The following is a 19,905-nucleotide window of genomic DNA, read 5'->3' as shown; positions in this document are numbered from 1 at the left end:
CCGGCCAGGCCTAGGGCCGCAGGCGCAGCCCGGACCCCGACGGAAGGTGAAAAAGACTCGGAGGAGAGAAGCATGCGCCTCAAGCCGGCCGGGCCCAACCGGTGGCGACTGGAAAACGGCAAGCACGGTGCCGAGGCGGTGGTCTACCTCAGTCCCCGCCTCCGGGCCGGCCTGGTCGAGGCCGAGGCCCTGCAGCAGCTGGCCCACGCCGCCTCGCTCCCGGGCGTGCTTTCCCCGGTGGTGGGCATGCCCGATCTCCACACCGGCTTCGGGCTACCCATCGGCGGGGTGATGGCGGTAGGCGAGGAAGGTGGAATCGTGTCCGCCGGGGCGGTGGGCATGGACATCAACTGCGGGGTGCGGCTCCTGACCACCTCCCTTCCCGCCTCGGAGGTGCCCCGTGCCGTCCTGCAGGAACTGATAACCGCAATACTGAAGCGGGTGCCTACCGGCATCGGCAAGAAGAGCCGGCACGTGGAGCTGCGGCGCGGCATCCTGGAGGAAGTGGCCCTCAAGGGAGCCCCGGCCCTGGTGGAGAAGGGATTCGGCTACCCCGAGGACATCAGCCGCATCGAAGAGGGGGGCTTTCTTCCCGACGCCGACCTGGCCGCCGTAAGCCGGGAAGCGGTAGAGCGTTCCGATCAGCTGGCCACTCTGGGGGGAGGGAACCACTTCATCGAGCTGGGCTACGTGGAGACGGTATACGAGCCGGAGATCGCCGCCCGCTGGGGGCTGCACCCGGGGAGGCTTGCGGTGCTCATTCACACCGGCAGCCGGGGGTTCGGCCACCAGATCTGCACCGACTACAGCCGGCTCATGCAGGCGGCGGCCCGCCGCCACGGGATCCAGCTTCCCTCCGCGGGTCTGGCCTGCGCCCCCATCGACAGCCGGGAGGGCCGCCGCTACCTGGCGGCCATGGCCTGCGCCACCAACTTTGCCTTTGCCAACCGGCAGCTGATCACCGTAGATGTAAGAGAAGCGTTCCTGGAGGTATTCGCCAGGCATCCGGAGTTCCTGGCCGGGTTGGGACCGCGCCCCCTGCCGCTGCTCTACGACGTGGCCCACAACATCGCCAAATGGGAGGAGCACCGCGGCCGCCGCGTGCTGGTGCACCGCAAGGGTGCCACCCGAGCCCTCCCCGCCGGCCACCCGGCCAATCCGCCCGAGTACCGGGATACCGGCCATCCGGCCATCATCCCCGGCAGTATGGGCACCGCCTCCTACGTGGTGGTGGGCCTGCCGGCCGCGGCGGAAACCTATTATTCGGTGAACCACGGCGCGGGCCGGGTGATGTCCCGCTCGGCGGCCAGGAAGACCATTTCCCGCGAGGAATTCGAGCGCAGTCTGGGCGCCGTCCTGGTTACCTGCCCGGACTACCGCCAGCTTCTGGACGAGGCGCCTTCCGCCTACAAAGACGTGGACGAAGTCGTGGACACCCTGGCCGAAATCGGCATCACCCGGAAGGTAGTCCGGCTGCGGCCGCTGGCGGTCATCAAAGGCGAGGGAAGTGAGGGCTAGAAAAACCAAAAGCCCGGGCTCTGCTTGCGGCCCGGGCTCCCGATCGTCCTTGGGGCTTAGTGCAGGGTTTTCTTATAGTCCTCCAGGTTGATGACCTTGCCGCTCGCGGACTCTGCCTCCTGCTGGGCCTTCATGAGTTCCTCCACCGACAGGGCGTAGGAAGCCACCTTGTCGGTCATGTACAGCTCGGCGCCGCAGCGCAAGGCCAGGGCGATGGCGTCGCTGGGGCGGGAATCCACCACCACTTCTCGACCGTCCGAGCGCACGAAGAAGATCTCGGCGTAGTAGGTCCCGTCGCGCAGGTCGCTCACCACGATGCGTTCCACCTTGGCCTCGAGGTTCTCGCATACGTTGCGCAGGAGGTCATGGGTCATGGGACGGGGGGTCATGATCCCCTCCAGGGCCATGGCGATGGCCTGGGCCTCAAAAGGGCCGATCCAAATGGGGAGCACCCTTTTCTCCTCGCCGTCCACCAAGAGTACCACCGGACTCAGAGACTGGTCCAGCACCACCTGACGCACTTTCAGAGGAATGAGCACTGCCTTTCACCCCCTTGGGTAGCCACCAAACCCTACCTCGATCCTGAGCTAGTGAAGGCAGCCCATGAGACATCATCCTCGCCTTGGCTTTTGCTCTGTTTCACCTGTATTATATGCCGGCAGGCCTGAAAATACAAGCGCTGTCCCCGCGCCGACCAGGGCCGCGGTTGATAAATTTACATATACTGGCTGGTGCCCGGTTGTTCTCCGCCTGAAAGTGCAGTAGAATTAATTAGACCTCTTTTCAAGGCTGGCCGTGTCTACTGGGCCCTTCCTCCGGGAGCCTCGGCCGTCCGGGAAAACGAGGTTAATAGTCCCAAGGAGGGTCCGGTAGATGTTTGAAGACCGTAACCTGGTGTGCAAGGACTGCGGCCGCACCTTCGTTTTCACCGCGGGCGAGCAGGAATTCTACGCCGCCAAGGGCTTCCAGAACGAGCCCTCGCGCTGCCCCAGCTGTCGGGCCGCCCGCCGGCAGGCGCGACCCCCGCGCGGCAACGCCGCCCCCGGCGTGAAATACCGCGCGGTATGCGCCGATTGCGGCCGGGAAGCCGAACTCCCCTTCCAGCCGGCGCCGGGGCGCCCGGTTTACTGCCCCCAGTGCTTCAGCCGCCGCCGGGGAGCCGCGCGGCGCTAGGAAACTGCCTGCCGGCCTAGCCCGCCCGCCCGAAGCTCACGGTTATGTCGTCGGCAGCGACCTGGGAAAAGGCCTTTGCCGCTCTGGCGCGCGGCTGGGAAGAATTTGAACCCCGTCCGGGGCAGGAGGAACTGGCCTCGGCGGTAGCGGCGGTCCTCGACCGCGGGGGCTACCTCCTGGCCGAGGCGGGCACCGGCATCGGCAAGTCCCTGGCCTACCTGGTTCCCTTGCTCTGCCACCTGTCCGGCTCCACCCGGAAGGCGGTGGTGAGCACCGGCACCATTGCCCTGCAGGAGCAGATCCTGAGGCTGGATCTGCCGCGACTGGAAGGGCTGCTGCCCCGCCCGGTAGAGGTGGCGCTGGTCAAGGGTAAGAGGAACTATCTGTGCCGCTGGCGTCTGGGCCGAGAAGAAGAAGCGCTGCCCTCTCTTTTCCGCAAAGCCGGCTGGGAGGAGTTGGCGGCCTGGGCCCGAGAAACGCACACCGGGGATGTAGAGGAAATAGAAGGAAGGGTAGATCCGGACCTGTGGGCGCGGGTGGCCGCAGACGAGACCTGCCTGCGCCCTTACTGTCCCTATCAAGGCGAATGCTTCTTGCTCCGCGCCCGGGAACAGGCCTACCGGGCGCAGTTGCTGGTGGTCAATCACCACCTTTATCTCAGCGACCTGCGGCTGCGGGTGGCCAGCGACGAGGAAGCGGCGGTCCTGCCCGAGCACGAGATAGCGGTCTTCGACGAAGCCCACCACCTGCCGGAGGTGGCTGCAGCCGCGCTTTCGGTGGAGGTAGGGGCAGGACGGGTTGCCGCCCTGGTGCGCAACCTCTTCCTCCTGCGCCTGCCCGGCTGGCAGGCGCCGTGGGGAAGGGAACTGGAGGAGACCGCCGCCGCCTTCCTTGCCGCCCTGGGTCCCCCGCCGGGGGAAGAAGAAGACGCCTGGCCGCTTTCCGGATACCCCTCCGATCTCGCGCAAAGACTGCTCGAACTCCTGCGCCGGCTGTCCGGGCGCATCCGGGAACTGCCCCTGGAGGGTGTAGACCCGGCCCGGCGCGAGGCGGCGGGCAAGCTGGCCGCAGAGGCAGAGAGGCTGGCCTCGGACCTGAGTTTTATCCTGCGGGGAGAGGAGGGCTACGTGTCCTGGGGCCAGACCACCGGACACGCGCCCTACCGGAATCGCCTCTTGGCCACCCCGCTGGCCGTGGGGGAGCTTCTGGCCGAACACCTTTTCTCCGCCCTTCGGACGGCGGTCCTCACCAGCGCCACCTTGAGCGTGGCGGGGGATTTCCGCTTTTTCCGCCGGGAGGTGGGTCTCCCTCCGGGCCCGGAACTCTGCGTGGCCTCGCCTTTTTCTTATCGGGAACAGTGCCTGCTGTACCTCCCCGACGACCTGCCCGATCCCAACCAACCGGACTACTACCGGCTTCTGGCGCCCCGGGTGGGGGAATTGATCGAGGTGAGCCGGGGCAGGGCGCTGGTGCTGTTCACCAGCTTCCGCGGTCTGAACCTGGTCTACCACTACCTGCGTCCCCGCATTCGCTATCCGCTGTACCGCCAGGGCGAACTGCCCCGCCACTCGTTACTGCGCACCTTCCGGGAAGAGGTCAGTTCGGTGCTCCTGGCCACCGCTTCCTTCTGGGAGGGTATCGACGTGCCCGGAGAGGCGCTGTCCTGCCTGATCATCGACCGCCTCCCCTTCGAGGTGCCTACCCATCCCGTGACCCGGGCCCGCCTGGAGGCCTTGCGGGCGGCCGGCGGCAATGCCTTTAACCAGTACAGCCTGCCCCGGGCGGTGCTGCGGCTGAAGCAGGGCTTCGGCCGCCTGATCCGGCAACGCCAGGACCGCGGGGTGGTGGCCATCCTGGATCCCCGGCTTACCACCCGCGCCTACGGTCGACGTTTCTTGGCGGCGCTGCCTCCCTGCCCGCGCACGCGGAGCCTGGAGGAAGTGCGGCGCTTTTTCCGCGCCGGGTAATAATCGGGCCCGGCCTTATGCAGACTAGTCCATGGAGATGCTCTGATCTATGGATGGGGCCCAACCGGAAATTCGTCTCCAAACCGCCGACCCGGAAAACCTTCTGGAACAACTGAAGAGCCTTTATAAGCGAGCCTATCGCGACCTCCCCCTTTACTCCTACAACACCGACCAGGAAATAGAAGCCTATTTGCGTTGGCTTAAGCGCAGGGGGGAGGGCCGCCTCTTGGTAGCCTTTGCCGGAGAACGCCCGGTGGGCTTCGTGGCCGTGGACCACCGCTGGGAAACCCTCAACGGGCAGAGGGTGGGGGAGATCCACGAAATCGTGGTGGATCCGGAATACCAGGGGCGCGCCCTGGGCAAGCGACTGCTGGAGGCCGGCCTGGAGCTCTTGCGGGCAAAAGGCCTGAACCGGTTCGAGCTCTGGGTGGGAGACCGGAACCAAAAGGCCCAGGCCTTCTACCTGAAGGCGGGCTTTGAGCCCCGCGGCTCCTGGGGAAAGTGGCTGCGCATGTGGCGGGAGGAAGAGACTAACCCCACTCCTCAAAAAGAGCGACCAGCACCTTAACCGCGGCCACCAACTCGGAAACCCGGATATGCTCCCGGGGGCTATGGGCCACGGCCAGCCTGCCCGGTCCCCAGATTATCGCCGGCACGCCGGCGGCATGGTAGTTTTCCGCGTTGGTCCAGCTCTTGATGCCGCCGATTACGGCTTCCTGGCCCAAAGCCCGCCGCAAGGCAGAGCCCAGGAGGCGCACCACCGGTTGCCCGGGCTCAATTTCGTAGGGGGGTGCAACCTCTACCACCTCTCCTTCCAGGCCCTCGCCTTCCCAGAAGGCCTGCACCTCCCGCTGCACCGCGTCCGGTTCCTGGGAAGGCAAGAAGCGGAAGTCCACCACCGCCTCGCAACGGCCGGGCACTACCAGCTCCGGAGTGCCGCCGTGCAGGTAGCGAAGGTTGTAGGTGGCCCGTCCCAGAAGAGCGTGCTCCCGGCCCAGGAAGGAAAGGGAAGAAAGGGCGGAAAGGGACCGGAGCAGCCGCTCGCAGGCGTTCCGACCCTGCTCGATCTCGCTTCCGTGCGCCGCCAGACCCTGGGCCTTGAGCCGCACCACCAGTGAGCCGGCCTGAGCCACGCAAACCACCATTTCTGTGGGCTCCATCACCAGGGCCGCCTGCGGCCGGATGGCCGCCGCCAGCACTTCCGACCCCAGTCCGGCGCCTTCCTCGTCCACGGTAAAGGCTACGGTCACCGGCAGGGTGGAGAAGGAAGCCCGCTCCAGCCACCAGCGGACGGCAGCCAGGATCGCCGCCAGGCTGCCCTTGGCATCGCAGGCTCCCCGGCCGTAGAGCAGATCGTCCTCCTCCCGCAAGGGGCAGCCCACTCCTTCCAGGCCGATAGGTACCGTATCCACATGCACGTCTATGAGCAGGGCGGGCTCCGGCAGGGGGTTGAGAAGTAAGTTGTAACGGTCGCCGCTGACCGGCTGCCGGGCCAGAGGAACGGCGAAGCCCGCCAGGTCGTCCTCCAGGTGCCTCAGCAGGGCGGTCTCATGGCCGGTCTCACTGGGGATGGCGATCAGCTCCCGCAGCTTGGCCCGCACCCAACCTTCCAGCTCCAAACCTTCCACCTCCGGTCTTTGTCAGATTACTGGGCAAGTTTCTTCACCAGCCAGGCCAGATTAGAAGCGAAGTTGCGTACCGTAGCCAGACCTTCGGCGTCTGCGCCTACCTCCCCCGGCTCCCGGCCGAAGGCCACGTTCCAGTAGCTCGAACCGGGTACGATCATGCCCTGGTGGAGGAAAAAATTATTCAGCTCGCTGAAGGCGAAAATGTGGCCGGCCCGCCTGCCAACCACCAGGGCACCGCCTACCTTGCGCTCGAAAACCCGTCCCTCCGAACCGCTCAACCACCCTACGCGGTCCACCAAAGCCTTGACCCGGCCGGTAACGGAACTGAAATACACCGGCGAGGCCAGGATGAAGGCGTCCGCAGTCTTCAGCTCCCGGTAGATGGCCCCAAGATCATCCTCCTGGGCGCACTGGCCCGGGTGCCGGCGGCAGTAAAGACAAACCCGGCAGTCCTCGATTTGCTTGTCTGCCAGGTCGATCAGGTGGGTTTCCAGGCCTTCCCGGCGGCATACCGCCAGCGCCTCTTCCACCACCCGGCGGGTATTTCCCTCCCTGCGGGTGCTTCCGGCAATACCTACTACCTTCACGCCACTCCCCCCATATGACCAGTGGTTAGAGTTCCAAGGAAAACTCCATACCGTCGCGGGCGGCCACTACCCGCACTCCGGTTTCCTCCGTCAGTCTGGCTGCCAGTTCCCACGGCCGGGCCTGCCAGACGGTGGTGCCGAAATGGGTGAGCAGAGCCACCTTGGGCCTTAGGTCCAGCAGCAACTGCCGGGCCTCGGGAACGGAAAGATGGGGAATCCCCGGCCGCGGCTCTGCCAGCAGCACGGCCATAATCAGTATATCTCCCCGGTAAAAATCGGCCAGTTCGGGGAAGTAACGGGTATCGGGCAGGTAGCAAACCACCGGCCCGGCGGTAAAAAAGCGGAATCCCAGGGTCTGGACCGCGCCATGCCGGTGGGGCATGGAGGTCTCAAAGGCGGTTTCGCCCACCCGGTAGCGCTGCAGGGGCCTGAGAACCACCACTTCCTCCACAAAGGGGCGCAGATAGCGCAGTACCACCGGATCGTCTTCCAGGGCGTCTTCGGGCGCGAAAACCGCGCCCCGGCGCCGGGTGCCGCCCTCGGTCATGGCCTCGATCATGACGTTTACGTCCCCGCAGTGATCCAGGTGCCGGTGGGAGATGAGTATTCCCGCCAGCCTGGTGGGATCCAGTTTCTTCTTCTTGGCGTGGACTATGGCCCCGGGGCCGGGGTCCAGGGAGATTTCGGTACCGTTAAGCACCAGCCACAGCCCCCCGGTGGCCAGTATCTGCCTGGCCATCACAAACCTGGCTCCGCCCGTCCCCAGGAATACTATCCGATCCATGGCCTCCGTCTCCTACCTCCTCAGAGAACTTTCCCGCCTGCCGCCACGCCCTCCGGCAGGACTTCCTCCCGTTCCCGCCGAAGAAGTACGCGAAAGCGAGGGGACGAGCCTTGGCCTGCAGACAAAGATCCCGGAGCCCGGGAAACCTGGTCCTGACCCTCATGCTGTTGGCCGGACTGATGCTTCTCGGCGCCGCCTTTCCTACCGCTCCGGAAGGCCGTTCCCCGGCTTCGCCGGCCTTAGATCCCGCCTTGCCCTCCACCGAAGACCCCACGCCTCACGATCCCCCCTCGTCGCCCTCCGAGCCTGCGGTTCCCCGGCCTCCTTCCTCCGGCCCGGCCGAAAAGGAGCAACCCGCAGAAGAGGACGACCAGACGAAGACACCCGATTACCGGGTGGAAGTAAGCATTGAAGAACAGCGCGTGCGGGTGTACCGGGCCGGGGAACTGGTACGGGAGATGGTAGCCTCTACCGGCACTCCGGACCAGCCCACCCCCACCGGACAGTTCCGCATCCAAAACCGCGGGGAATGGTTTTACAGCAACAAGTACCGTCAGGGCGCCCGCTGGTGGGTATCCTTCAAGGGCTGGGGAAAGTACCTGTTCCACTCCGTGCCTATGGATGCCCAACAACGCATAATTCCCGAAGAGGCGGCCAAGCTGGGCCAGCCTGCCTCGCACGGGTGCGTGCGCCTGAGCCTGGAGGATGCCCGCTGGTTCTACGAAACCATCCCGGCCGGGACTCCGGTGCACATCTACTGAGGTGGTTAGCGGGCCTGCACCGCCCAGGCCTGACCCTCCAGATAGGCGACCTTCTTCAGAACCCGTATGGTCTTGAATTCCGGGTCCTGAAGCCCCTGCAGTTCGGCATTTTCCCGTTTCAGGACGCTGACGTAATCTATGATCTCCTGGGTTATCAACTCGCCCGGGCAGACCAGGGGTATGCCCGGGGGGTAGGCGGTTATGGCTTCGGCGCTGATCTCCCCGGACGCCTCTTCCAGAGGAACCTCGCGAGTATCGCTGTAGAAAGCCTCCCGGGGAAGCGCGGCCACCGGGGGTAGCGCGGGGAGCGGGGGGGTAAACTTGCGCAGCTTGTGCCGCGCCCGGCCCGCAGCCAGGTCCCGCAGCGCGGCCACCAGAGCACGCACGGTCTCGGGGGTGTCGCCCAGGGTTATGAGAAAGAGCAGGTTGTAGAGATCCGATAGCTCCGCCTGCAGGCGATACTCCCGGCGCAGGATGACCTCGGCTTCATATCCGGAGAGGCCCAGACTGGTAACGTTGACCACGATCTTGGTGGGGTCCAGGGCCCAGCACCCCGGCCGGCCCGCCGCCTCTCGATCCAGGATCCGCAGGCCCCTGACCCGGCGCAGCTCCGCCCGACACCGCTCCGCCAGGGCCAGTACCCGAGTAAAGATCTCACGACCGCAGGTGGCCGCCTGCTTTCGGGCCAAATCCAGGGAGCATAGCAGCAGATAGGAGGGACTGGTAGTCTGGGCCAGGTTGAGAACCGCCTTTACCTGACGGTGGTCCAGCAGGCCTTCCCGGAGCAACAGCATGCTGCTTTGGGTAAGCGACCCCAGGAGCTTGTGGGTGCTCACCGCCGTCAGGTCCGCCCCGGCCTGCAGGGCCGAAGGCGGGAAGCCGGGGTGAAAGGCAAAATGAGCTCCGTGGGCCTCGTCTACCAGCACCGGGACGCCGTACCGGTGGGCTACCTCAACGATACCCGGCAGGTCGGAAGCGGTACCGTAGTAGTTGGGGTAGACCACGAACACCGCCTTGGCATCCGGATGCTCCGAGAGGGCCTCCTCTACCTGTTCGGGGCGAATGCCGGTAGAAATCCCGAACTCGGGGTTGACCTCGGGCCGCAGGTAAACGGGCCGGGCGCCGCTCATTATCAGTCCACCCAGGGCCGACTTATGGGCGTTGCGGGGGATGATTATCTTGTCGCCCGGCCGGCACACGGCCATGATCATGGCCTGAATGCCGCTGGTGGTACCGTTCACCAGGAAGTAGGCGTGGTCCGCGCCGTAGGCTTCGGCGGCCAATTCCTGAGCCTCCGCCAGGGCCTCATGCGGGTTAAAGATGTTGTCCAGCCCGGGGAGACAGGTCAAATCCATGGCCAGGACCTGGGAGCCCAGGCAGGCGGTCAGCTCCGGAAGACCCCGCCCCTGCTTGTGCCCCGGCACGTGAAAGGGGATTATGCCTTCGGCCAGATACCTTTGCACCGCCTCGAAGAGCGGGGCCCGATGCTGCCCAAATCCCACCGGTTCATCGTCCTCCCTACCCTGGGCTGCGTACACTTTATTATGGTAGCGGGGGTGGGAGAGGCTGTCAAGAAGAAAATACCCTAACGGATCTCCACTTTTCCCTGCCGCCAGGTCCTGGTTCCCCCTCGTACCGGTCGCTTTGCCGACCGAACAGCTTTGCGCTTCGCGCTCCGGCGGGCTCCCCTCGGAAGCGCCGTCCATGGCGCTCCTCGGCTTCGGCCGTCCGGAGGCCTGGCGCCCGCCTCCACGCCCGCTCTCACCGAGTTCGGTACCCGGCACGCTTTAGGTACTCGGAGAAACCAGGACTGCCGGCAGAAAGCGGGATAACCGAGGAAAATGCCCTTCTTAGAAGAATGCCCGGGAGCCGGCGCTCGGCACCCGGGCGGACGCTCGGCGATCATCTAGGACCCGGCCGCGCGCTGGGACACACCGGCCTCGGCATCTACAAAGCGGGCGCTGAGGCGCTTGCGAACCTCGGGCATGGTGGTGTACTCCATTTCGTCCAGCGGCAGCCGGTGCGGCTCGAAGGGTCCAAGCCGGCGCAGGTAATCCGCCAGCTCGTTGGCCGTCTGGCGGGCCCGGTCGAAGGCCGGATCGGCGAAGAAGTCCTGGGGCTCGCCCAGCTTGCCCTGGCAGAGCTGGAAGCCCAGGGCCACGACCCGCGGCGGCCCGTCGAAGCGGGTAGGGGTGGCCTGCGCCACCGGGACGGGCATGAGCGGGCCGTGGTGACTTCCCCGCATCCATCCCGCCACCAGGTGGGGGTTGGCAAAGGGCTCCAGCACTTCTCCCAGGGCCGGGAAGCCGCTCTGGCTGCGGACGATCAGTACCGGGTCGTCCTTGCCTATGTAGCGGCCGGCCATCAGATTGAGGCGCTGGGTGCTGGATACGGCCGCGATCTCGCCGCTTTCCTTGCTGTAGACCGCCCGAACGCAGTAGTGGCCGGGGGCACCTATGAATACCAGTAGATCGTAGAGCTCCTCGGGAAGGGAGAAGGTTATGGTCTTGTGCCCTACCAGATCGAGTACCTCAAAGCGAAAGCCCTGATGCATCTTGGGATCAATGACCAGTCCGATGGTGTTGAAGGGGTCGGCAAACATCTTGTAGAGGGGCAGGTTCCAGGCCCCCGGTTCCGTCTTGTCGGCCATGAAAACGACTACGGGCTCGCTGGGCCGCTCTACCATCTCCATCTCCGCTATTCCCGGGCCCAGGCCCCGGATGTTGCCCGAAAAGGCGTCGGCCAGGAGGTCCTGCCCGGCCCCGTAAAGCTTCAGAGACTTCGCCAGTTCGGTGCAGCTGGCGAAGGTGTCCCAGGCCAGCCGGTGAATATCCGGGCAGTTTTCCCCCCGATTGTGGGTCATGATCAGGTTGATGTCGTCGCCCACGTGGGTGACGTGGAAGTCTATCAGCAGATTACTGGCGGCAAGCATTTCTCTGGCCCGGGCCAGGAGTTGTTCGTGGACTCCGGAATGGCCTACCCAGCCTCCTACGTCCGCCTTGATGACGGAAACGGTAACCTTGGATGCCGACATGGCGGCGCCCTCCCTCCCGGATCGAAATGTGTTATACTATATGTTTGTTTTCTTCGATATAGGATAGCAGAATTCCTACCGGGGTGAGAGATTTTTCCCTTCCTGCCAGCGCTCCAGACGACTCCGGGCCCGGCCCAGAGCCTCCCGGATCTGCCGGGGTGCGGTGGCCCCGTAGGCGCTGCGCTTATTCAGCGCCTGGGCGACGTCCAGCACCCGGTAGACGTCCTCGGCAAAGAAGGGGCTGAAGCGGCGGTATTCTTCCAGCCCCAGATCCCGCAGGGCCCGTTTCTGCTCCAGGCAGTGGGCCACCAGGCTGCCCACCACCTGGTGGGCGGTCCGAAAGGGCACTCCCTTGGCCACCAGGTAATCCGCCAGGTCGGTGGCCAGGCAGAGGTCGTACTTTCCCGCCGCGTTCCGGGCCAGTTTTTCCCGGTCTACCTTCATGGAGGCAAGAAGGGGAGGGAATACGGTCAGGCAGGCCTTGAGGGTATCTACGGCGTCAAAAAGGGGTTCCTTATCTTCCTGGAGGTCCTTGTTGTAGGCCAGGGGCAGACTCTTGAGCACGGTCAGAACCGATATCAACGCCCCGTACACCCGCCCGGTCTTTCCCCGGATAAGCTCGGGTACGTCCGGGTTTTTCTTCTGGGGCATCATGCTGCTGCCGGTGGTAAATGGGTCGGCCAGTTCCACATAGCCGAACTCTTCGCTCGACCACAGTACCAGTTCCTCGCAGAAGCGGCTCAGGTGCATCATGATCAGCGCCGCCGCGGCCAGAAACTCCGCCACGAAGTCACGATCGCTGACCGCATCCAGGCTGTTTTCGCTCAGAGCCTCAAATCCCAGTTCCTCGGCCACCATCTGCCGGTCCACCGGATAGGCCGGTCCGGCCAGGGCGCCGGCGCCCAGGGGCAGGACGTTCAGCCGCCGCCGGCAGTCCGAAAGCCTCTCCAGGTCCCGGGAGAACATCTCGAAGTAGGCCAGGAGGTGGTGGCCGAGGCTGACCGGCTGGGCCCGCTGCAGGTGGGTGTACCCGGGCATGACCGTCTCCACGTGCTCCTCGGCCAGCGCGACGAGAACCTCTTGTAGTTTACATAACATCCCAACCAAGGAATCGATCTCTTCGCGGAGGTACAGCCGCAGGTCCAGGGCCACCTGATCGTTGCGGCTGCGGCCGGTGTGCAGCTTCCTGGCCACTTCGCCCAGGCGCTCACCCAGCAGGGCCTCCACGTTAAGGTGGATGTCCTCGTGCTCCGGCCTAAGTTCCACCTTGCCCGCCTCGATGTCGGCCAGGAGCTCTTCCAGACCGCGGATCAGGGCTTCCGCCTCCTCGGCGGAGATGATGCCGCAGCGGCCCAGCATGCGGGCGTGGGCTATGGAACCCATTATGTCCGCCCGGTAGAGGCGCCGGTCGAAACCAATGGAGGCCAGGAACTCCTCCGCCCGGCGGTCGGTGGCCTCCCGGAAGCGTCCCCCCCAGAGCTTCACGGCCCTACCTCCCGCGCCGCAAGAGGCTGGCGCGCACCTTCAGCGGCAGTCCCAGGAGATTGATGAACCCGCCGGCATCCCGGTGATCGTAGCCGACGCCGGCGCCGAAGGTGGCCAGATCGGCCGAGTAGAGGGAGTAGGGCGAGTACGCGCCGGCAGGGGTGCAGCTCCCCTTGTAGAGTTTAAGCCGCGTCCACCCGGTGACCGTTTCCTGAGTCTGGTTCACGAAGGCATCCAGCGCCTCGCGCAGGGGGGTAAACCAGAAGCCGTCGTAGACCAGTTCGGCGTAGCGCTGGGCCACCATCTCCTTGAAGTGCAGCGTCTGTCGGTCTAGGGTGAGATACTCCAGCTCCCGGTGGCCCAGGTAGAGCACCGTGCCCGCCGGCGTTTCGTAAACCCCCCGCGACTTCATACCTACGAGGCGGTTCTCGACCATGTCGGCCACGCCGACCCCGCAGGCGCCGGCCAGGCGGTTGAGTTCCGTCACCAGGGTGACCGGATCCAGGCGGCGGCCGTTCATACCCACCGGTATCCCCTGCTCCCAATCGATGTTTACATAAGTCGGAGCCTCAGGGGCCTTCTCCGGCGGGGTGATCAGCACGTATACGTCCTCCGGCGGTTCCTGGGCCGGATCCTCCAGGGGCCCCCCTTCGTGGCTGAGATGCCACAGGTTGCGGTCCAGGCTGTAGGGCCGCTCCTTGGTTACCGGAACCGGTATGCCGTGGGCCTGCGCGTAGTCTATGGCCTCCTCCCGGGAGCGGATGGACCAGAGCCGCCAGGGGGCAAGGATCTCCAGGTCGGGGTTGAGGGCCTTTACCGAGAGTTCGAACCGCACCTGGTCGTTTCCCTTGCCGGTGGCACCGTGGGCCACGGCCCGGGCGCCTTCCTTTTCCGCCACCTCTACCAGCCGCTTGGCGATCAGCGGCCTGGCCATGGAAGTCCCCAGAAGGTACTTGCCCTCGTATATGGCACCGGCCTTCAGCACCGGGAAGACGTAGCCTTCCAGGAACTCCCTGCGCAGGTCCTCCACGTAAACCTTGCTCGCCCCGCTCTTGAGAGCCTTCTCCTCCAGCCCCTCCAGCTCTTTTTCCTGGCCCAGGTCCGCGCAGTAGGCAATGACCTCGTAGCCGTAGGTCTCCTTCAGCCAGGGAATGATGATCGAGGTATCCAATCCGCCGGAGTAGGCTAACACGACCTTATCTGCCAAGGCAATCCCCTCCTGGTTTTGGCAGCCTACCAGGCTGCCTTTGCTGGCGGCAGGGCTCCGACCAAACCCCAAAAGGGACGGCGCTCGGGCCGCCTCCTTGCCACGGTCTCGTTTGCCGTATGGCCGGGCTAGCGGAGCAAGAGCAGCAGCAAGGCCTTCTGCACGTGCAGGCGGTTCTCCGCCTGGTCCCACACCACCGAGTGGGGGCCATCCAGAACTTCGTCGGTTATTTCCTCTCCCCGGTGGGCGGGCAGGCAGTGCATAACCAGTACCTCCTGGGCCGCCCCGGCCACCAGCTCCCGGTTGAGCTGGTAAGGGAAGAACAGCCGGCGCCGCTCCTCGGCCTCGGCCTCCTGCCCCATGCTGGCCCAGACGTCGGTATACAGCACGTCCGCCCCTTGGGCGGCGGCCCGCGGATCTTCGGTTATAAGGATGCGGCCGCCCGTTGCCTCGGCCAATCGCCCGGCCTCGGCCACCAGGTCGGCCCGGGGGGCATAGCCGGGTGGAGAGGCCACCCGCACCTCCATGCCGAACTTGGCCCCCGCCAGCAGCAGGGAATGGGCCACGTTGTTGCCGTCGCCTACATAGGCGAGCTTAAGGCCGGCCAGTTCCCCCCGCCGCTCGCGGACGGTGAACAGATCGGCCAGGGCCTGACAGGGGTGAAGCAGATCGGTCAGACCGTTGATCACCGGTACGGAAGCGTAGCGCGCCAGTTCCTCTACTTCCTCCTGGGCGTAGGTGCGGATCATGATTCCGTCCAGATAGCGGGAAAGCACCCGTGCCGTATCGGCTATGGTTTCGCCTCGGCCCAGCTGCAGGTCCCGGGCGCCGAGGAAGAGGGACTGGCCGCCCAGCTGGTACATGCCCACTTCGAAGGAGACCCGAGTCCGGGTGGAAGCCTTCTGAAAGACCAGGCCCAGGCTCTTGCCCGCCAGCCAGGGGTGGGGGTGACCGGCCTTCTGACGGGCCTTCAGATCTTCGGCCACCCTGAAGACCAGCCGGAGTTCGGCCTCGGTGAGGTCGCGCACACAGAGGAAGTCCCGCCCCCGCAGGGCTTGGGCCTCGGGAAGATCGAGGTATTCGGGCAGATTCAGCCCCCGGCGCGACTGCATGGCTTATCCTCTCCTTGCCGCCCGTCCCCGGGCAGCTTCCCCGCTTCCACCTCGGAGAACACCTCCCGCAGGATTTCTACCGCCCGGTCGATTTCCCCACGGCTCACCACCAGCGGCGGCACCAGGCGCAGTACCGAGCCCGCAGCACAGTTTATCAGAAGCCCCCGGCTTTCGCAAGCCCGCACGACGGGCTGCCCGGGCAGGCTGAGCTCCACACCCAGCAGAAGACCCAGACCGCGAACCTGGCGAACAAAGGGGAACTCGGCCGCCAGTTCCTCCAGCCGGCGCCGGAGGTAGGCGCCCTGAAGGGCGGCGTTTTCCACCAGGCCTTCTTCCCGAATGGTCTGCACCGTGGCCAGGGCGGCGGCGCAGGCCAGAGGATTGCCCCCGAAGGTGGAACCGTGGTCGCCGGGCCGAAAGGCCTCGGCCACCTCCTGCCGGGCCAGCATGGCGCCGATGGGCATTCCCCCGCCCAGGGCCTTGGCCAGGGTCAGGATGTCCGGCCGCACCCCGTAGTGCTGGTAGGCGAACCAGGCGCCGGTACGGCCCATGCCGCACTGCACCTCGTCGAAGATTACCAGCACGTCCCGCTCCCGGCACAGGCCAACCACGGCTTTCAGGTATTCCGGCTCCGCCACGTACACGCCTCCCTCGCCCTGAAGGGGCTCCAGGATTACGGCGCAGGTCTCGGGGCTGAGGGCCTCGCGCAGGGCGGACAGATCATTGAAGGGCACGTACCTGAACCCGGGCACCAGGGGCTCGAAGCCGCCCTTGAACCGGTCCTGGGCGGTGGCCGCCAGCGAACCCATGGTGCGGCCGTGAAAGGAATGCTCCATGGCGATGATTTCGTAGCGATTAGGTTGGCCCTTTTCGTAGGCGTACTTGCGGGCGAGCTTCAGGGCCGCCTCGTTGGCCTCCGTGCCGCTGTTACAGAAAAAGGCGCGGCCCAGGCCGGTGAGTTCCACCAGGGCCTGACCCAGGAGTACCTGGGGCTCGATCCAGTACAGATTAGAGCAGTGAATGAGCTTTCCCGCCTGCTCGGCAATGGCGGCCACCAGCCGCGGATGGCAGTGCCCCAAGGCGTTAACCGCTATGCCGGCCACAAAGTCCAGATACTCCCTGCCGTCCGCATCCCATACCCGCACTCCGCGTCCCTGCACCAGGGCGATGTCCGCCCGCGCGTAGGAGTTGAACAGATAGCGCTCCCCCCGGCTTTTGATTTCGCTGTTGCCCATTCTCACCCACCCTTCCCTCAGGGCACCACCATGGTGCCGATCCCCTCGCGGGTAAAGATTTCCAGAAGAATGGAGTGGGGCAGACGGCCGTCGATGATGTGGGCGCGGCCTACTCCGCCCGCCAGGGCCGCCAGGCAGCATTCCACCTTGGGAATCATGCCGCCGGCGATGGCCCCCCGGTCTATCAGCTGCTGAACCTCGCCGGCAGTAACCGTGGAAAGCAGGGTGCTGCGGTCGTCGGCGCTGGCAAATACCCCTTCCACGTCGGTCAGCAATACCAGTTTGTCCGCGCGCAGGGCCGCGGCCAGGCTTCCGGCCACGTAATCGGCATTGATGTTGAGCGTCTCCCCTTCCGGACCTACCCCGATGGGAGCCACTACCGGCAGGTAACCGTGCTCGATCATGGTGTTGAGTATGCCGGGGTTGACGCTCTCCACCTCGCCCACGAAGCCCAAATCCACGGTGGTCTCCCGGCCGTCGGTGTCCGTCCGGCGCAGGAGTTTGCGCCGGGCCCGGATGAGGGCCCCGTCCTTTCCGGAGAGGCCCACCGCCTTTGCGCCCAGCTGGTTGATCTGGGCCACCAGATCCTTGTTCACCTTGCCCAGCACCATTTCTACCACTTCCATGGTCTCCCTGTCGGTGACCCGCTGGCCCTGAACGAACTCCGATTTCTTGCCCAGGCGCTGCAGCAACTGCGTTATTTCCGGACCCCCGCCGTGGACCAGGACCGGGTTCATGCCCACGAAGCGCATAAGCACCAGATCCTGCATGACCGCCCGCTTGAGGTCGCCGTTAAGCATGGCGTGGCCCCCGTACTTCACCACCACGGTCTTGCCGTAGAACTCCTTTATGTACGGCAGGGCCTCGATAAGAATGGCGGCCTTCTCTATCGCGCTTAAGCCCATCTCTGTCCTCCTCTGCGCTCTTACCTCTCGGTGCAACTATGGATCAGGTGCGGTAGGCGGCGTTAATACGCACGTAGTCGTAGGTGAGATCGCAACCCCAGGCTACGGCCGAGGCCGCACCCGCTCCGAGGTCGGCAATGATGCGCACCTCCGGTTCTTGCAGGATGCGCTGCACCCGAGCCTCGTCGAAGGCCAGTCCCCTGCCCCCGGCGCATACCGTCTCCCGTTCGCCCTCTCCTTCCAGGCAAATGCTTGCCCGGGCCGGGTCGAAGACGGCCCCCGAGTACCCCAGGGCGGCAAGGATGCGGCCCCAATTGGCATCGGCGCCGAACACCGCCGCCTTCACCAGGTTAGAGCCGGCCACCGCCCGCGCGGCGCGCCGGGCCTGCGCCTCGTCCCCTGCCCCCCGCACTTCCACCGTAATCACCTTGGTGGCTCCTTCGGCGTCGGCTACCAGGGCGCGGGCCAGCCGCAGGCATACCCTCTCCACCGCCGCGGCCAGGGCGCCCAGTTGCCGCTCTTCGCCAACACCGGAAAGACCGGCGGTGCCGCTGGCCAGAATCAGTGCCATATCGTTGGTGCTGGTATCGCCGTCCACGGTGATCTGGTTGAAGGTGCGGTCCACGGCGCGGGTAAAAAGGCGTCTCAACGCCTCGGGGCCAACGAGGGCATCGGTCACCAGGAAGGCCAGAAGGGTAGCCATCTGCGGGTGGATCATTCCCGCCCCCTTGGCCATTCCCGCCACGGTTACTACCTTGCCGCCCAGGTCCAACCGCACCGCAGCCTCCTTGGGTCGGGTATCGGTGGTGAGAATGGCCTCGGCCGCGTCCCGGCCGGCCTGGCGGCTGTCGGAGAGCGCGGCGGCAGCCTTCCTTATCCCCGCCTCTACTGCCGGCATGGGCAGGGGAACCCCGATTACGCCGGTCGAAGCCACCGCCACCCTTTCCGGCGGCAGGCCCAATACTTCGCCGGTCACCTCGGCCATCCGCCGGGCCTGGGCCATGCCTTCTTCTCCGGTGCAGGCGTTGGCCGCCCCGCTGTTGGCCACTACGGCCTGTGCCCGGCCGGAACGCAGGTGTTCCCGGGTCAGCACCACGGGTGCAGCCTGTACCAGATTGGTAGTATATACCCCTGCGGCTGCGCACTCAACGCGAGAGTAGACCAGCGCCAGATCCTTGCCGCCCCGCTTCTTGATCCCCGCCTCTATCCCGGCGGCGGAAAACCCCGGAACCGAGGTAATACCGCCGTCGAACTCCTCCAGGTGCCAATCCTCTCCGCAGGCCACGCTCATCCGTCCTCTCTAGGGATATAGCGGAGGTGTTTCCAGCCCCGTGCCTTCCTCCCAGCCGAACATCAGGTTTAGGTTCTGTATCGCCTGACCGGCCGCGCCCTTCACCAGGTTATCGATGGCGCTGGCCAGAATCAACCGGCCGGTGCGGGAGTCTTCTCCCAGGGCCAGAAAGCAGTGGTTGCTGCCGTACACCCACCTGGTGTGGGGCCAGGTGCCGGGAGGTAACAGGTGCACAAAGGGCTCGTCCCGGTAGGTCTCCGCGTACAGGGCGCGCACCTGGTCCAGACTTATCCCGGGCTTGAGGCGGGCGTAGACGGTACTGAGGATACCCCGGCTCATGGGCACCAGGTGCGGCACGAAGGTCACCTTTATCTCTTCGCCGGCCAGCCGGGCCAGTTCCTGCTCGATTTCCGGCGTATGCCGGTGGTTGCCCACCTGGTAGGGGTGCAGGCCCTCGTTCACCTCGCAGTAAAGCGTGGCCAGGTTCAGGCTCCTTCCCGCGCCCGTCACCCCGGATTTGGCGTCGATAACGATGCTGTCCGGTTCTATCCACCCTTCCCGGACCACCGGTGCCAGGGCCAAGAGGGCGCCGGTGGGATAACAGCCCGGATTGGCCACCACCGAGGCCGAGGCTATCTGCTCCCGGTTGATCTCGGGCAGGCCGTAGACCGCCTGCACCAGCACTTCGGCCGCGGGCGGTTCCAGGCCGTACCACCTCCGGTAGGCCTCCGCTTCTTTCAAACGCAGGTCCGCTCCCAGGTCGATTACTTTCCGCCCCGCCGCCACCGCCGCCTGGGCGACCGCTCCGGCGTGCCCGGCAGGAAGGGCGAGAAAAATCGCCTCTGCCTCCAAGAGACACTCTATCTCCTGCTCGCGGCACACCTGATCGGTGTAAGGTAGCAGGTGCGGATAAACCTCGGATAGAGGCCGGCCGACGTAACTCTGCGAACTGACCACACCTACCCGGACCTTCGGGTGCTGCTGCAGCCACCGTACCAGCTCTATGCCGGCGTAACCCGTGGCCCCGGCAACGGCGACGCTGATCCTGTTGCTCATGCCCGTCCTCCCTGCTGCCGTTTAGCATAATTATACACTTCGGAGCATAGCCATGCAACCAATTAATCCTCGGGTTCTTGAGCGGTGTGCCCGCCGGAGCCCGAAGCGCAAGGCTGTTCGGTCGGCGAAGCGACCGGTACGAGGGGGGACCGGGCCGGGACG

Annotated in this window: 18 protein-coding genes; 5 read left to right on the top strand and 13 right to left on the bottom strand. The window is 65.5% G+C overall.

Going from position 1 to position 19,905, the window contains the following annotated elements:
* Window positions 1–72 precede the first annotated feature (72 nt).
* Entirely contained in the window at window positions 73–1,518 is a 1,446-nt protein-coding gene (locus tag NUV99_05460) for an RtcB family protein (GenBank protein ID MCR4419569.1), read from the top strand.
* A gap of 56 nt (window positions 1,519–1,574) precedes the next feature.
* Here the strand turns inward: NUV99_05460 and NUV99_05455 are convergent, their stop codons facing one another.
* Complete coding sequence (locus tag NUV99_05455; protein ID MCR4419568.1) at window positions 1,575–2,057, bottom strand: bifunctional nuclease family protein; 483 nt, start codon at window positions 2,055–2,057, stop codon at window positions 1,575–1,577.
* Window positions 2,058–2,391: 334 nt separating this feature from the next.
* Here NUV99_05455 and NUV99_05450 point away from each other — a divergent pair, with 334 nt between their 5' ends.
* The 3 genes from NUV99_05450 to NUV99_05440 are packed head-to-tail and all read left to right on the top strand — an operon-like array spanning window position 2,392 to window position 5,226.
* Window positions 2,392–2,691 carry a zinc-ribbon domain containing protein gene (locus tag NUV99_05450; protein MCR4419567.1) on the top strand — a complete coding sequence of 100 codons (300 nt, stop codon included), beginning with the start codon at window positions 2,392–2,394 and terminating at the stop codon, window positions 2,689–2,691.
* A 44-nt stretch (window positions 2,692–2,735) separates the two neighbouring features.
* Window positions 2,736–4,658, top strand: coding sequence for an ATP-dependent DNA helicase (locus NUV99_05445; GenBank protein MCR4419566.1), 1,923 nt, complete (start codon window positions 2,736–2,738; stop codon window positions 4,656–4,658).
* Between the two features lie 49 nt (window positions 4,659–4,707).
* Complete coding sequence (locus NUV99_05440) at window positions 4,708–5,226, top strand: GNAT family N-acetyltransferase (GenBank protein MCR4419565.1); 519 nt, start codon at window positions 4,708–4,710, stop codon at window positions 5,224–5,226.
* Here the strand turns inward: NUV99_05440 and NUV99_05435 are convergent.
* From NUV99_05435 to NUV99_05425, 3 genes are read right to left on the bottom strand one after another with little or no spacing between them, the layout of a single operon-like run.
* Entirely contained in the window at window positions 5,189–6,277 is a 1,089-nt protein-coding gene (locus NUV99_05435; GenBank protein ID MCR4419564.1) for a M20/M25/M40 family metallo-hydrolase, read from the bottom strand. The two genes, NUV99_05440 and NUV99_05435, sit on opposite strands and share 38 nt — an antisense overlap.
* A 26-nt stretch (window positions 6,278–6,303) precedes the next feature.
* On the bottom strand, window positions 6,304–6,873 hold the full coding sequence (locus tag NUV99_05430; protein MCR4419563.1) for a flavodoxin family protein: 570 nt from the start codon (window positions 6,871–6,873) through the stop codon (window positions 6,304–6,306).
* A gap of 25 nt (window positions 6,874–6,898) precedes the next feature.
* The gene (locus tag NUV99_05425; GenBank protein ID MCR4419562.1) at window positions 6,899–7,657 is read right to left on the bottom strand and encodes an MBL fold metallo-hydrolase; all 759 of its coding nucleotides are present in this window, start codon (window positions 7,655–7,657) and stop codon (window positions 6,899–6,901) included.
* A gap of 110 nt (window positions 7,658–7,767) precedes the next feature.
* Here NUV99_05425 and NUV99_05420 point away from each other — a divergent pair, with 110 nt between their 5' ends.
* Window positions 7,768–8,418 (top strand): L,D-transpeptidase family protein, encoded by a 651-nt coding sequence (locus NUV99_05420; protein MCR4419561.1) that lies wholly within the window; start codon window positions 7,768–7,770, stop codon window positions 8,416–8,418.
* Between the two features lie 5 nt (window positions 8,419–8,423).
* Here the strand turns inward: NUV99_05420 and NUV99_05415 are convergent, their stop codons facing one another.
* From NUV99_05415 to argC, 9 genes are all read right to left on the bottom strand, one after another.
* Window positions 8,424–9,920 (bottom strand): aminotransferase class I/II-fold pyridoxal phosphate-dependent enzyme, encoded by a 1,497-nt coding sequence (locus NUV99_05415; GenBank protein ID MCR4419560.1) that lies wholly within the window; start codon window positions 9,918–9,920, stop codon window positions 8,424–8,426.
* Window positions 9,921–10,324: 404 nt separating this feature from the next.
* Window positions 10,325–11,452 carry a fructose-1,6-bisphosphatase gene (locus tag NUV99_05410; protein ID MCR4419559.1) on the bottom strand — a complete coding sequence of 376 codons (1,128 nt, stop codon included), beginning with the start codon at window positions 11,450–11,452 and terminating at the stop codon, window positions 10,325–10,327.
* Window positions 11,453–11,527: 75 nt separating this feature from the next.
* Window positions 11,528–12,937 (bottom strand): argininosuccinate lyase, encoded by a 1,410-nt coding sequence (argH, locus tag NUV99_05405; GenBank protein ID MCR4419558.1) that lies wholly within the window; start codon window positions 12,935–12,937, stop codon window positions 11,528–11,530.
* Between the two features lie 4 nt (window positions 12,938–12,941).
* Window positions 12,942–14,144: an argininosuccinate synthase gene (locus NUV99_05400; GenBank protein MCR4419557.1), complete on the bottom strand. Its 1,203-nt coding sequence runs from the start codon at window positions 14,142–14,144 to the stop codon at window positions 12,942–12,944.
* Window positions 14,145–14,272: 128 nt separating this feature from the next.
* A complete protein-coding gene (gene argF / locus NUV99_05395; protein ID MCR4419556.1) occupies window positions 14,273–15,256 on the bottom strand; it encodes an ornithine carbamoyltransferase in 984 nt (327 codons plus the stop codon).
* Entirely contained in the window at window positions 15,235–16,491 is a 1,257-nt protein-coding gene (locus tag NUV99_05390) for an acetylornithine transaminase (GenBank protein MCR4419555.1), read from the bottom strand. The genes argF and NUV99_05390 overlap by 22 nt, the downstream gene beginning before the upstream one ends.
* Before the next feature lie 17 nt (window positions 16,492–16,508).
* A complete protein-coding gene (gene argB, locus NUV99_05385; GenBank protein ID MCR4419554.1) occupies window positions 16,509–17,396 on the bottom strand; it encodes an acetylglutamate kinase in 888 nt (295 codons plus the stop codon).
* Between the two features lie 43 nt (window positions 17,397–17,439).
* On the bottom strand, window positions 17,440–18,681 hold the full coding sequence (gene argJ, locus NUV99_05380; GenBank protein ID MCR4419553.1) for a bifunctional glutamate N-acetyltransferase/amino-acid acetyltransferase ArgJ: 1,242 nt from the start codon (window positions 18,679–18,681) through the stop codon (window positions 17,440–17,442).
* 15 nt (window positions 18,682–18,696) lie between these two features.
* Window positions 18,697–19,743 carry an N-acetyl-gamma-glutamyl-phosphate reductase gene (gene argC, locus NUV99_05375; GenBank protein MCR4419552.1) on the bottom strand — a complete coding sequence of 349 codons (1,047 nt, stop codon included), beginning with the start codon at window positions 19,741–19,743 and terminating at the stop codon, window positions 18,697–18,699.
* Window positions 19,744–19,905: the final 162 nt, after the last annotated feature.

It is taken from the genome of Clostridia bacterium (assembly GCA_024653205.1).
GTDB lineage: Bacteria > Bacillota > DSM-521 > Neomoorellales > SLTJ01 > JANLFO01.
This window is presented reverse-complemented; position numbering and strand designations above follow the sequence as displayed.

Coding starts and splice junctions, on each gene's coding strand:
- NUV99_05460 (MCR4419569.1), top strand. CDS start 73: ATGCGCCTCAAGCCGGCCGGGCCCAACCGGTGGCGACTGGAAAACGGC.
- NUV99_05450 (MCR4419567.1), top strand. CDS start 2,392: ATGTTTGAAGACCGTAACCTGGTGTGCAAGGACTGCGGCCGCACCTTC.
- NUV99_05445 (MCR4419566.1), top strand. CDS start 2,736: ATGTCGTCGGCAGCGACCTGGGAAAAGGCCTTTGCCGCTCTGGCGCGC.
- NUV99_05440 (MCR4419565.1), top strand. CDS start 4,708: ATGGATGGGGCCCAACCGGAAATTCGTCTCCAAACCGCCGACCCGGAA.
- NUV99_05425 (MCR4419562.1), bottom strand. CDS start 7,657: ATGGATCGGATAGTATTCCTGGGGACGGGCGGAGCCAGGTTTGTGATG.
- NUV99_05410 (MCR4419559.1), bottom strand. CDS start 11,452: ATGTCGGCATCCAAGGTTACCGTTTCCGTCATCAAGGCGGACGTAGGA.
- argF (MCR4419556.1), bottom strand. CDS start 15,256: ATGCAGTCGCGCCGGGGGCTGAATCTGCCCGAATACCTCGATCTTCCC.
- NUV99_05390 (MCR4419555.1), bottom strand. CDS start 16,491: ATGGGCAACAGCGAAATCAAAAGCCGGGGGGAGCGCTATCTGTTCAAC.
- argB (MCR4419554.1), bottom strand. CDS start 17,396: ATGGGCTTAAGCGCGATAGAGAAGGCCGCCATTCTTATCGAGGCCCTG.
- argC (MCR4419552.1), bottom strand. CDS start 19,743: ATGAGCAACAGGATCAGCGTCGCCGTTGCCGGGGCCACGGGTTACGCC.